The organism is Streptomyces sp. BK239 (genome assembly GCF_004217285.1).
Classification (GTDB): domain Bacteria; phylum Actinomycetota; class Actinomycetes; order Streptomycetales; family Streptomycetaceae; genus Streptomyces.
Genome location: NZ_SHKS01000009.1, coordinates 33385 through 46284, shown reverse-complemented (window position 1 = coordinate 46284; position 12900 = coordinate 33385). Strand labels below are relative to the sequence as shown.

Sequence of the window (12900 nt, the reverse complement as noted above, 5' to 3'; positions counted from 1 at the left end):
CCCGCCCGCGCTTGTCCCGTCCCGGCGGACGTCAGTCGTCGTGCACCACCGTTCCGTCCTCGTGCAGGGTCGGGTGCAGCTTCATCGGGCCGTAGTCGTCGAGGTCGGACGAGCGGGGCGGCTCGGGGCCGTCCGGGCCCATGCGGACCATCCGCTCCACCCGGCAGATCCGGAACAGCCGGTCCTCCACCCGGGCCTCGTCGGCGCGGCCCGCCGCCCGGTACGCCTCGGCCGCGCGCGCGTACACGGCCTTCCTCGCCTCGTCGAAGCCGTACAGCAGCGCCCAGAAGCGGGCCATCCCGTCGTGCAGCAGCCGGCGGGCCTCGTGCGGCGTGGCCATGAGGGCGCCGTGCGGGGTCCAGCCCGTGCCGTCGTGCTCGGCCACCGAGAAGCCGACGGGCAGACAGACGACGTCGGGGTGCGTCAGCACCGCGCGCGCGGAGCCCTCCCGCACGTCGGCCGGGTAGCGGGACCCCGTGTAGGCGAAGCCCCGCAGCCCCAGCCGCAGGGCGCCCGCCATCGGCCCCTCGTCGCGGGCCGGGTCGAGGACGAACCCCAGGTCGGGGGAGGGGGTGTCGTCCCGGCCGTCCCACAGGGACACGGCCGGTTCCGGGTCGGTCGGGCGGGGCGGCTCCAGCCCGTCGTCCCCCATGCGCGCGAACTCGTCGCCGCGCACGACCCGGTAGCGCACGCCGAGCGCCGTCACCTCGTCGGCCGGCTCCCGCTCCAGCACCCGCACCGCGCTCAGCAGTTCCCGGCGGACGGCCGGGTCGTCGGTGTCGTCCTTCGCCTTGAACCACAGGTGGGAGTTGAGGCCGTCGCGGGCCTGCTGCGGGGTGCCGTTCACGACCGGCTTGAGCAGCCGCCAGCGCGGGTCGCCGGCGGAGGGGTCCTGCGCCGCGACACCGAAGACGGGCCCGCGCGGGGCGAGATCCGGGTAGCGCCGGGACGCCTCCATGGCGTCCGCCTCCATCACCCAGGCGACGGGGTCGTCCCGGCGGACCAGCTCCGCGTGCAGGGCGTCGAGCCGTTGCTTCCAGTCATCGGTCATGTGCGCATTGTGCTGTCGGCCCGGATCCGGTTCGGCGGGAACGCCGGAAATGGGGGCGGGGGAGACGAGGGAGGTGATCGCCCACAGTGAACGCGGGCCGGTACGGGGAACATCCGGGGGTCGCTATGCATTGAGTCGGCATAACTCAACTTGACTGCCGAAGGGGAGATCATGGCTGCTGAGTCCGCAGCGTTCACACCGCTCACCCTGCCCGTGCTGCCGCTCGACGACGAAGTGGTGCTGCCCGGGATGGTGGTTCCGCTCGACCTCAACGACGCCGACGTGCGCGCCGCGGTGGAGGCCGCCCAGGCCGCCGCCCGGTCCGAGCCCGGCAAGCCCAGGGTCCTGCTGGTGCCGCGCATCGACGGGACCTACGCGAGCACCGGCGTGCTCGGCACCGTCGAACAGGTCGGCCGGCTGGCCGACGGAGACCCGGGCGCGCTGATCCGGGGCCGCGGCCGCGTGCGCATCGGCGCCGGCACCACCGGCCCCGGGGCGGCGCTGTGGGTCGAGGGCACCCGCATCGACGAGCAGACGCCCGAGCCGCTCCCCGGCCATGTCACCGAACTGGTCAAGGAGTACAAAGCCCTGGCCACCGCCTGGCTGCGCAAGCGCGGCGCCTGGCAGGTCGTCGACCGCGTCCAGGCCATCGACGACGTCTCAGCGCTCGCCGACAACTCCGGTTACTCGCCGTTCCTCACCACCGAGCAGAAGGTGGAGCTGCTGGAGACCGCGGACCCCGTGGCCCGGCTGAAGCTGGCCGTACGTCAGCTGCGCGACCACCTCGCCGAGCAGGACGTCGCCGAGACCATCGCCAAGGACGTCCAGGAGGGCGTCGACAAGCAGCAGCGCGAGTTCCTCCTGCGGCGGCAGCTGGAAGCCGTGCGCAAGGAGCTGCGCGAGCTGAACGGCGAGGAGCAGGGCGAGGAGTCCGACGACTACCGGGCGCGCGTGGAGGCCGCCGACCTGCCCGAGAAGGTCCGCGAGGCCGCCCTCAAGGAGGTCGACAAGCTGGAGCGGGCGAGCGACCAGTCGCCCGAGGGCTCCTGGATCCGCACCTGGCTGGACACCGTCCTCGAACTCCCCTGGAGCAAGAGGACCGAGGACGCCTACGACATCCAGGGCGCCCGGGCCGTCCTCGACGCCGAGCACGCAGGCCTGGACGACGTGAAGGAGCGGATCACCGAGTACCTCGCGGTGCGCAAGCGGCGCGGCGACCGCGGCCTCGGCGTGGTCGGCGGGCGGCGCGGGGGCGCCGTCCTCGCGCTCGTCGGCCCGCCCGGCGTCGGCAAGACCTCGCTCGGTGAGTCCGTCGCGCACGCCATGGGGCGCGAGTTCGTCCGGGTCGCCCTCGGCGGCGTCCGGGACGAGGCCGAGATCCGCGGCCACCGGCGTACCTACGTCGGCGCGCTGCCCGGCCGGATCGTCCGCGCGATCAAGGAGGCCGGGGCGATGAACCCGGTGGTCCTGCTGGACGAGATCGACAAGGTGGGCTCGGACTTCCGGGGCGACCCGGCCGCCGCCCTCCTCGAGGTCCTGGACCCGGCGCAGAACCACACCTTCCGCGACCACTACCTGGAGGTCGAACTCGACCTCAGCGACGTGGTGTTCCTCGCCACCGCCAACGTGCTCGAAGCCATCCCCGAGGCCCTGCTCGACCGGATGGAGCTGGTCCGCCTCGACGGCTACACCGAGGACGAGAAGATCGTCATCGCGCGTGACCACCTGCTCCCGCGCCAGCTGGAGCGGGCCGGCCTCGACGCCGACGAGGTGACCCTCGACGAGAGCGCGCTGCGCAAGCTGGCCGGCGAGTACACGCGCGAGGCGGGCGTGCGCAACCTGGAGCGATCCGTGGCGCGGCTGCTGCGCAAGATCGCCGCCCAGCACGAACTGGGCGAGCGGGAACTGCCCCTCACGGTCACCGAGGGCGACCTGCGCGGCCTCATCGGCCGGCCGCACCATGTGCCCGAGTCCGCCCAGGACCCGGCCGAGCGGCGGACGGCGGTGCCCGGTGTGGCGACCGGCCTCGCGGTCACCGGCGCGGGCGGCGACGTGCTGTACGTGGAGGCGTCCCTCGCCGACCCGGAGACGGGCGCGGCGGGACTGACGCTGACGGGACAGCTGGGCGACGTGATGAAGGAGTCGGCGCAGATCGCGCTGAGCTTCCTGCGCAGCCACGGGGCCGAGCTGGAACTGCCGGTGGCCGACCTGAAGGACCGGGGAGCGCACATCCACTTCCCGGCGGGCGCGGTCCCCAAGGACGGCCCGAGCGCGGGCATCACCATGACGACGGCCCTCGCGTCGCTGCTGTCGGGGCGGCTGGTCCGCACGGACGTGGCGATGACCGGCGAGGTCTCGCTGACCGGGCGGGTCCTGCCGATCGGCGGGGTGAAGCAGAAGCTGCTCGCCGCGCACCGGGCGGGAGTCACCACCGTGATCATCCCCAAGCGCAACGAGCCCGACCTGGACGACGTCCCCGCGGAGGTGCTGGACAAGCTCGACGTCCACACCGTCACCGACGTCCGCCAGGTACTGGAACTGGCGCTCGCGCCCGCCGTGGACGGCGCGACGCCCGAGGTCCCGGTCGCGGCGTGACGGACGTGGCCGGACGAGGCGGGCCCGGACTCCGTGAGGGAGGTCCGGGCCCGTCCGGCACGGCGCGGGTCCCGGCTTCCTGAAAGAGGCCGGGGACCGTCCGGCACGGCGCGGCCAGGAGGCAACTACGCACGTAGAATCGGGTCCGAGACCGGATCAGGAGTGCTGACGTGCACGAGGACGGACACGCGATCGGACACACGAACGCGGAAGCAGGCGCGACGGCGGGCGCGGGCGGGAGCACCGGGCGTCCCGAGGACGCGGTGAACCCGGGAGACCCCGGAACCGGCACACCCCCACGCGGGGTGGACCAGGAGTTCCTGTCCCTGGAGCGCGAGCTGACGGTCCTGCTGCGCCGCGCCCGCGCCAGCCAGGGGGAGATGGCCCGCGAGGTCCACCCCGACCTGGAGTCCGCCGCGTACGGCCTGCTGGTGCGGCTGGAGGAGTGCGGCCGGCAGCGCGCGACCGAGCTCGCCGCCTACATCGGCATCGGCAAGGCCACCATGTCCCGGCAGCTTCGCGCCCTGGAACACCTCGGGCTCGTCGCCCGCGAGCCCGACCCGGCCGACGGGCGCGCCTGGCTGGTCGACCTCACCGAGGAGGGCCGCACCCGGGTCGGCCGCGTCCGGGAGGCCCGCCGAGGCCGGTACGTCACCCAGCTGTCCCACTGGGAGCGCGCCGAGGTGGCCGAACTGGCCCGTCTCCTCAACCAGCTCAACCGGGGCATGGCCAGGTAGCCCGCCGCCGGGCCGCCGTTCACAGCTCGGCGTACACCGCCGTGGCGTCGTCATGGCGCTTGCCGCGGCCGAGGAAGACGCGTTCCTCGTCCGCGCGTTCCAGTTCCCGCACCCGCCGCACCAGGGCAGCGGGCCCCTCCTTCCGGAGACGGGCGAACAGGTCCGTCCAGTCGCCCTCGCGGAACGTCTCCGTCCAGCGCGCCGCCCCGTCGCTCAGCGCCGCCAGGGCCGACACGCCCGCTCGCGGGACGCTCCCGGTGACCGCCCGCGAGGCCACGGCCGGATCGGCGGCGGCCGTGAAGAAGCCGCCCTCCTTGTTGCGGGCCTCGGCGTCGCAGATCTCCGCGCTCGCCAGCAGGGCCCGGGGCAGCCGGTCCAGCCGGTCGTCGAGGACCGCGGTGACCGTGCCGTCGGGAGCGGCCAGCAGCAGGACCGCGTCGGAGAGGACCAGGTATTCGACGGTCTCCGGCGACCAGCGCGCCAGGGCGACCGTCGCCTGAGGAGTGCGCGGGTGAGAAAGGTCACAGGTTTCGGCGTGGGCGGCGGAGGTACGCGCGACTGCGGCGGCCAGTGCTTCGGCCAGAGGAACATCCGGGTGTGAAACGGTCAGTTCGGTCAGTGCACCGCCCAGTCGAGCGGTGAACCAGGGGACCGAATGCAGACAGCCCGTACCGCCCCGCGGCGGCGTCACCCCGTCCAGGAGGACGAGCGAACCGCCCTGCCCGGAGGCGGGAAGCCCGACGCTCGCGAAGTCCTCGTTGGGGAAGGCCTGATCGCCGGGCTCCGAGACAAGTTCCGTACGCATCAAGCCAGTCTGCACGAGCCCCGCACACCCTTCGCGAAAGGCCGGCATCCATCGCGGTCCGGACATGCCGACGCAGGTCAGACGCCTGTTTTGGGCGGGAATGAAGCGCTCCGGGAAGACGTGGCGGCGAATCCTGTCAAAGCCCGCCGTCCACGTCCAACCGGCCCCGCGCGCAAGGCCGTCGCACACGCCAGAGGAACTTGCCCGCCAACTCCTCTCCGATGTTCACTCCTTCGGGTGGCGGGGCAGGCGATGCGCGAACCCCGTCCACCCGCACTGGGAGGGTCGGGGACCGAACCGGAAGGGCGCGCCGACTGACGGAGCGTCACCTTTGGCCCATGGGTATCACGAGTCAGGAATGCGAGCACCGGTGCAGAAGACGCGGCCTCGGCGCACAGGCAGGCAGACGGCCTCCGAGCAGGGCGCGGAGCGCACCCCTGTCGGCAAGGGCCGTCCCGCCCACGTACGCAACCGGCTGATCGTCGCGGTGGCCGTCGTGGCCGCCGCCATCGCGGGAGCCGGCGCCCCCTCCGTCATCGCCGCCTCAGGGCAGCTCAACGACTCCCAGAATTTGGTCACTCTGGCCGAGCGGACGCAGGACGCCCTCGTCCTCGCCCAGTCTCTGGCCGACGAACGCGACGAGGTCACCACCTACATCGCGGCCGGCCGGACCAAGGGCAAGGCGCCCTCCGGGGAGAGCAGCGCCCGCGTCGACCGCCAGGTACAGGAACTGACCGCCGACACCGACGCCCCCGCCGAACTCCGCGAGGACCTCGGCGGCATCGCAGCCGTCCGCCAGGCAGCCCTCACCGGCCGGAGCACGGCCCTGGAGGCGCACCGGGCGTACTCGGCGGCCATCACCGAGCTGCACGGGCTCGCCGAGCAGCTCGCCCAGCAGATGCCGCCGCGCGCCGGCGCCGGCGCGTACGCCCTCGCCGAGCTCGACACCGCCGTCCAGCAGGCCACCGCCGCCCGCGGACTGCTCCTCGCGGCGCTGAACGTGCCGTCGGACACCGAGGACGCCACCGACCCGGTCACCGGCCGGTCGGAGTCCAGGAGGGTCTCCTCCGACGCCGACACCCGGCAGCGCGACGAGCTCACCGCCGCCGCCCAGCAGGCCCGGCTGCGCTCCGACGCGGCCCTGGCCTCCTTCCGCGACCGCGCGCCCGAAGAAGCCGTCGACGCCTACGACTCCACGGTCACCGGCACGGACGTCACCGCCGCCCAGAAGTACCTGGCCGCCCTCACCGACCAGCCCGCCCTGAGCGACGACGAACTCGGCTTCGACGCCAAGAAGGTCGACGCCGCGCTCACCGCACGCGTCGCCCTCATGCGCGGAGCCGAGTCCTCCGCCTACGACCGCCGCGTCAAGGACCTCGCCCAGCTGCGCGACGACGACGTCACCGCGCTGGAGCTGCGCGTCGCCCTCCTCGGCGCGCTGATACTGATCGCCGTCGGCATCGCCACCGCCATGGCCCGCAGTCTCACCCGCCCGCTGGCCGTGCTGCGCCTCGGCTCCGCCCGGCTGGCCGGCGCCGAGAACCCGGCCGCGGAGGAGTCGGTCCGCTTCACCGGCCGCAACGACGAGTTCGCGCAGGTCGTCCGTTCCGTCAACGCCCTGCACGAGCACGCCGTCGCCCTCCACGAGCGCATCGCCACCCTGGAGTCCGACCGCAAGCACCTCGTCGGGCAGCGGCAGAAGATGGCCGACGCCCGCGAGGAACTGCGCGCCGAACTCGCCGACGCCGCCGAGCGGTTGGGGCAACTGCGGACCAGCATCAGCGGCACGTTCGTCAACCTGTCGCTGCGCACCCTCGGGCTCGTCGAACGCCAACTCGCGGTCATCGAGGGCCTGGAGGAGCGCGAGCACGACCCCGAACGGCTGGCCACGCTCTTCAAGCTCGACCACTTCGCCACGGTCATGCGCCGCCACAGCGAGAACCTGCTCGTCCTCGCGGGCGAGGAGCACGTGCAGCAGCACGCGGGCCCCATCCCGCTGGTGGACGTGGTCCGCGCGGCGGTCAGCGAGATCGAGCGCTACGAACGCGTCCGCATCTCCGCGCTGCCCCCGCACGCGCACGTGGCCGGTTTCGCCGCCGACGACCTCTCCCACCTTCTGGCCGAACTCATGGAGAACGCCACCTCGTTCTCCCCGCCGGACCTGCCCGTCGAGGTCTCCGGCTGGCTCCTGGAGAACGGCGAGGTCATGCTCTCCGTCCAGGACGAGGGCATCGGCATGACCGGCGACCGGCTGACCCGCCTCAACTCCCGCCTCACCGACTTCGACCCGGACACCCCCTACGACCAGGAGGGCGAGGACGGGCTCGGGCTCGGCCTGTACGTCGTGGCCCGCCTGGCCCACCGGCACGGGGTGCGGGTGCAGCTGCGCGAGCAGAAGCAGGGCGGTGTGGCGGCGGTCGTGGTCCTGCCCACCTCGCTGCTGGCCTCGCCCCCGACCGCCTCCGTCCCCGCCGCCCCGCCGACCACGGCGGCCACCCCCGCCGTCACCCTCCCCGGCGCGGACGCGGAGTCCAACGGCAACGTCCTCCCCACCCGGACCAAGTCCACGTCGCTCCCGGAAACCCCGGCCGAGACGACGATGGAACTCCTGCTCCCCCTGTCGGCCGACCCGTCGGCCTCGACGGACTCCGCCGAAACGCCGACGACTGAGGCGGAAGCGCCGGCCGCCACGACGGACCCGTCGGGCACGCCGGGTTCGCTCGGCGAGGCTGACACGTCGGCCATGGCGGGTACGCAGCCCTCGGCTGACACGCCGGCCGACGCCCCGACCGGCTCCCCGGACATGCCCTACGCGGCAGGCGCGGTGGACGCAGGCGACACGTCGGCGACCGCGACCCCGTCGGACGCCGACAGCGTGCCGCCCACAGCCGACCCCGCAGGCAACGCCGACGCCAGGACGGCCCGCCGCGCCTCGGACGACTGGCGGACGGGCGACGCCACGACGGCCGGCAGCACGCCCGACGCCGTGGACAACGCCGACTCCAGGACGGCCCGTCGCACGGCCGATGACTGGCCGGGCAGCGATGTCGCGGCGGCCGACGACCAGACCGTCCCCGGCGGCATGCCGGACACCACCGCCTCCACCCCGGCCGGCGGCACACCGACCGCTTCGGACACCGCCTCCGGTGGTACGCCGCCCACCGCCCGCTCCCCGCGCGCCCGCCGCGCGGCCGACGACTGGCCGGGCAGCGATGTCGCGGCGGCCGACGCCATGGCGCCCGACGACCAGACCGCCCCCGGCGGCATGCCGGACACCAGCACACCGACCACTCCGGACGCAGCCCCCGGCGGCACGTCGGCCCCCAACCCCCCAGCGCCGGACGGCGGCACACCGGCCACCCCGGCCACCGCCCCCGGCGGCACGCCGCCCACCGCCCGCTCCCCGCGTGCCCGTCGGATGGCGGATGACTGGCCGACGACGGCACCCGCGGCCGACGACGCCACGCCGGAGACCGCCCCCGCCTCCCCGGCCGATGCGGGCACGCCGCCCACGGCTCGCTCTCCGCGCGCCCGTCGTGCGGCGGACGACTGGCCGACGACGGCACCCGCGGCCGACGGCGGCGCGCAGGCCTCCCCGACTGATGCCGGCACGCCGCCCACTGCTCGCTCCCCGCGCGCCCGTCGTGCGGCGGACGACTGGCCGACGGCCGCCCCCGCTGCCGACGGCGGCACGCCGGACGCCACCGCCCCCCCGACTGAAGGCGGCACGCCGAACCGTGCCCCCTTCGCGCCGAGCGGCACCGCCGACCGCGGCGTCACGCCGACCGCCGCCGCCTCCCGGCGCGCCCGTCGCGCGGCGGACGACTGGCCGGGCGGAGACGTCCCGGCGGCCGACGCGATGCCGGCCGCGGACCGCACCGCCCCCGACCGCAGGCCGGACACCGACGCCGCCGCACCCCACGGCGGCACGTCGGCCCGCGCCCCCTTCGCCCCCGGCGGGGCCCGCTCGCCGCAGGCCCGGAGGGCCGCCGACGACTGGCCCGGCACCGCTCCCGCGGCCGCCCCCGCCGGTCGCCCGACGCACGGGCACGCGGGCGGCGCGCCGACGCACCCGACGGGCGGACCCGCCGGTCACGGCGAGGGCGAGGCCGAGCACGGGCGGGCAGCCGACGCCCCCGAGGAGCTCGTCACCGACAAGGGCCTCCCCAAGCGCACACCCAAGCTCACCGCACCCACCCCCACCCCCCGCCGCCACAGCGGCAGCGTCGACGCGGAGGCCCTCCGTCGCCGTCTCGGCGGCTTCCGTAGCGGAGCGCAGGCCGGCTACCGCGACGTGGAAGCCGAGCTCGCCGAACAGACGGCGCAGACGCCGGCGCCGAACGCCGCACCTGACGCACCTCAAGAAGCACACGCACACGCCGAAGAAGACACGGGGGGCACCGTCGAGGAGGCAAGCAGTTGACCGCGCCCAGTACCTTCGGACTGAGCAGTGAGGCCCGCAACCTGCACTGGCTGCTGACCAACCTCGTGGAGGAGGTCCCCGGCATCCAGTCCGTCGCCGTGGTCTCCTCCGACGGCCTGCTCCTGCTGTCCTCCGACCCTGGTCTCAACCAGGCTGCCCGCCACTCCGGCGGAGCGCAGCGCAACGGCCCGCGAGGCTCCTCCGCCGACCTCGCCACCATCGTCTCCGGCATCGGCAGCCTCACCGTCGGCGCCGCCAGGCTGATGGCGTTCGGCGGGGTGAAGCACACCATGGTCGCCATGGACGAGGGCAGCCTCTTCGTGATGTCGATCAGCGACGGCTCCCTGCTCGGAGTCCACGGCTCCGCCGACTGCGACATGAGCGTCGTCGCGTACCACATGGCGCTGTTCGTGGGCCGCGCCGGCCACGTCCTGACTCCCGAACTGCGCACCGAGCTCAGGCAGTCACTGGAGTCCGCGACGGCGGGGAGCCCCCGATGAGCACGCCCCGGCGCAACGCGCCGAGCCCCCGCAACGCGCCGGGCCCCCGCGGCGCGGCCGGCCCGCTCCCCGTCCGGGGCGGCGACCGCAAGCCCGCGCGGGTGCGCCCCTACTCGCTGACCGGCGGCCGTACCCGCTTCGGTCACGTCCTCCTCGTCGAGACGTTCGTGGCGACCACGGCCGAGCTCGAAGCGCCCGAGGAGCGCAAGGAACTGACGAACGGCTCGCTCACCACCCGGGTCATGCCGGAGCTGCGGGCCATCGTCGAGCTGTGCCGCCGCATGCGCACGGTGGCCGAGATCGCCGCGCTGCTGAAGATGCCGCTCGGCGTGGTCCGCGTGCTGCTCAGCGACCTCGCGGACCAGGGAAAGATCCGTGTGTACGGCACCGGTACCGCCCACGGTACGGGCCGTCCCGACCGAGCTCTGCTGGAAAGGGTGCTCAGTGGACTCCGTCGTCTCTGACGCCGACGCCCCGTTCGGTGTCTCCCCCCTCGTCGACGAGCCCGACGAGGACCTGAAGTCCTGGCAGACGGACCGGACCCGGGCCCCCATCGCCACCAAGATCGTGGTGGCGGGCGGCTTCGGCGTCGGCAAGACCACCCTCGTCGGCACCGTCTCGGAGATCACCCCGCTCCAGACCGAGGCGCTGATGACGGAGGCCAGCGAGGAGACCGACGACCTCACCGGCACCCCGGGCAAGCTCACCACCACCGTGGCGATGGACTACGGCCGCATCACGCTCGACGACGACCTCGTCCTGTATCTCTTCGGCACCCCGGGCCAGCAGCGCTTCTGGTTCATGTGGGACGACCTGGTGCGCGGCGCGATCGGCGCCGTCGTCCTCGCCGACACCCGCCGCCTCAGGGACGCCTTCCCCGCGCTGGACTACTTCGAGAGCTGCGGACTGCCGTACGTCGTCGCCGTGAACCACTTCGACGACAGCGAGCTGTTCGACCCGGAGGACGTGCGGGAGGCGCTGACCATCCCCCAGCACATACCCGTCATGATCATGGACGCGCGCCGCCGGATCTCGGTGATCGAGACCCTGCTGTCCCTCGTCGGCCACGCGCTGGACGAAACCCCCGAGTAGGCCACCCCCCACCCCCACACCCCGCCCAGGCCACCTAGGAGACACCCCCCGCATGCGGAAGATACTCGTCGTCGGAGCCGGCCAGTCCGGTCTCCAACTCGCCCTCGGCCTCCAGTCGCACGGGTACGAGGTCACCCTGATGTCCAACCGGACCGCCGACGAGATCCGCTCCGGGCGGGTGATGTCGACGCAGTGCATGTTCCACACCGCACTTCAGCACGAGCGCGACCTCCAGCTGAACTTCTGGGAGTCTCAGGCTCCGAGGATCGAGGGGCTCGGGGTTTCGGTGGCGGCCCCCGGCTCGCACGACCCCGGCCCCACGCAGCGGGCGATCGACTGGGTGGGCAAGCTCGACGGGTACGCGCAGTCCGTCGACCAGCGGGTGAAGATGGCCGGCTGGATGGACGTCTTCGCCCAGCGCGGCGGCCAGCTGGTGATCCACGGCGCGGCCGTCTCCGACCTCGACTACTTCTCCCGCGCCTACGACCTCGTCCTGGTCTCCGCCGGCAAGGGCGAACTCGTCCAGATGTTCGGCCGCGACGCCGAGCGCTCCCCGTACAGCGAGCCGCAGCGCGCCCTCGCGGTGGCGTACGTCCACGGCCTCGGCCCCCGCCCCGAGCACCCGGACTACGACGCGGTCCGCTGCAACCTGGTGCCCGGGGTCGGCGAGCTGTTCGTCATGCCGACGCTGACCACCTCGGGCCGTGCCGACATCCTCTTCTGGGAGGGTGTGCCCGGCGGCCCGCTCGACGTCTTCAAGGGCGTCAAGGACCCGGCGGAGCACCTCTCCCTGACGCTGGAGCTGATGGAGAAGTTCACGCCCTGGGAGTACGCGCGGGCCACCCGTGTCGAGCTGACCGACGCCGGCGGCACCCTGGCCGGCCGCTACGCGCCCACCGTGCGCAACCCCGTCGGCCGGCTCCCCGGCGGCGGCCTGGTGCTCGGCGTGGCCGACGTGGTCGTCGCCAACGACCCGATCACCGGGCAGGGCTCCAACTCGGCCTCCAAGTGCGCGGCCGCCTACCTCGCGTCCATCCTCGAACAGGGTGACAAGCCGTTCGACGAGGAGTGGATGCGGGCGACGTTCGACCGCTACTGGGACACGGCCCAGCACGTCACGAAGTGGACCAACGCGATGCTGGCCCCGCCCCCCGAGCACATCCTGAACCTCATCGGCGCAGCCGGCCAACTACAGCCGGTCGCCGACCGCTTCGCCAACGGCTTCAACGACCCCGCGGACTTCGAGAACTACTTCTACGACCCGCAGAAGACGGGTGCCTATCTGGCCTCGGTCGCTGGAGCATGACGGTTCTCTGACCTGGGGTTCGGCCGTCGTCATCTGTCGTTGTTGGTCGACGTCGGCCACCCTCGCACGGCCCACAGACGGCCCCGGCCGACGGAGTGAAGTCGGGGACCGGCCAGACGAATCAGAACGGCCTCTGACCCGAGTGTTTGGTCAGGGGCCGTTCTGGTGTCCCGCTACCGTGACTGCCCGGTGTTTCCCGTGGGCTCCGGCTCGATCGGGCACCCTCGGGGCACGGTAGCTTCCCGCAGTCTGTCTTGCCGCCTTTGAAGGAGACGCTCTAGATCCGGACGCCTCTCGATGGTGTTCCTGAGGGGGATTGTGTCCGACCTTTCAGTCGCTCTGGTTGCAGGTGGATCAGCGCTGGGCGCCAGCCTGGTGACAGGTGTACTTA

9 protein-coding genes are annotated in these 12900 nt (G+C 73.5%); 7 read left to right on the top strand and 2 right to left on the bottom strand.

Annotation, left to right across the window (positions count from 1 at the left end; genetic code table 11):
- Window positions 1–31 precede the first annotated feature (31 nt).
- Entirely contained in the window at window positions 32–1051 is a 1020-nt protein-coding gene (locus EV567_RS24265; protein WP_130443598.1) for a DUF5954 family protein, read from the bottom strand.
- Between the two features lie 171 nt (window positions 1052–1222).
- On the opposite strand from EV567_RS24265, the gene lon reads away from it, so the two are divergent.
- Both lon and EV567_RS24255 read left to right on the top strand, forming a co-directional pair.
- Entirely contained in the window at window positions 1223–3646 is a 2424-nt protein-coding gene (gene lon, locus EV567_RS24260) for an endopeptidase La (protein ID WP_130443596.1), read from the top strand.
- 170 nt (window positions 3647–3816) lie between these two features.
- On the top strand, window positions 3817–4383 hold the full coding sequence (locus tag EV567_RS24255) for a MarR family winged helix-turn-helix transcriptional regulator (protein WP_407071615.1): 567 nt from the start codon (window positions 3817–3819) through the stop codon (window positions 4381–4383).
- Between the two features lie 19 nt (window positions 4384–4402).
- Here the strand turns inward: EV567_RS24255 and EV567_RS24250 are convergent, their stop codons facing one another.
- The gene (locus EV567_RS24250) at window positions 4403–5188 is read right to left on the bottom strand and encodes a protein phosphatase 2C domain-containing protein (protein WP_130443595.1); all 786 of its coding nucleotides are present in this window, start codon (window positions 5186–5188) and stop codon (window positions 4403–4405) included.
- Window positions 5189–5558: 370 nt separating this feature from the next.
- On the opposite strand from EV567_RS24250, the gene EV567_RS24245 reads away from it, so the two are divergent.
- Genes EV567_RS24245 through EV567_RS24220 form a run of 5 tightly spaced genes read left to right on the top strand, consistent with a single transcriptional unit; the run spans window position 5559 to window position 12509 of the window.
- Window positions 5559–9611, top strand: a complete 4053-nt coding sequence (locus EV567_RS24245; protein WP_242620986.1) for a nitrate- and nitrite sensing domain-containing protein — start codon at window positions 5559–5561, stop codon at window positions 9609–9611.
- Window positions 9608–10111: a roadblock/LC7 domain-containing protein gene (locus EV567_RS24235; RefSeq protein WP_130443593.1), complete on the top strand. Its 504-nt coding sequence runs from the start codon at window positions 9608–9610 to the stop codon at window positions 10109–10111. The genes EV567_RS24245 and EV567_RS24235 overlap by 4 nt, the downstream gene beginning before the upstream one ends.
- Window positions 10108–10575 carry a DUF742 domain-containing protein gene (locus EV567_RS24230; RefSeq protein WP_130443591.1) on the top strand — a complete coding sequence of 156 codons (468 nt, stop codon included), beginning with the start codon at window positions 10108–10110 and terminating at the stop codon, window positions 10573–10575. The genes EV567_RS24235 and EV567_RS24230 overlap by 4 nt, the downstream gene beginning before the upstream one ends.
- Complete coding sequence (locus EV567_RS24225; RefSeq protein ID WP_130443589.1) at window positions 10556–11203, top strand: ATP/GTP-binding protein; 648 nt, start codon at window positions 10556–10558, stop codon at window positions 11201–11203. Before EV567_RS24230 ends, EV567_RS24225 begins: the two co-directional genes overlap by 20 nt.
- Window positions 11204–11255: 52 nt before the next feature.
- Window positions 11256–12509: a styrene monooxygenase/indole monooxygenase family protein gene (locus EV567_RS24220; protein ID WP_130443588.1), complete on the top strand. Its 1254-nt coding sequence runs from the start codon at window positions 11256–11258 to the stop codon at window positions 12507–12509.
- Window positions 12510–12900: the final 391 nt, after the last annotated feature.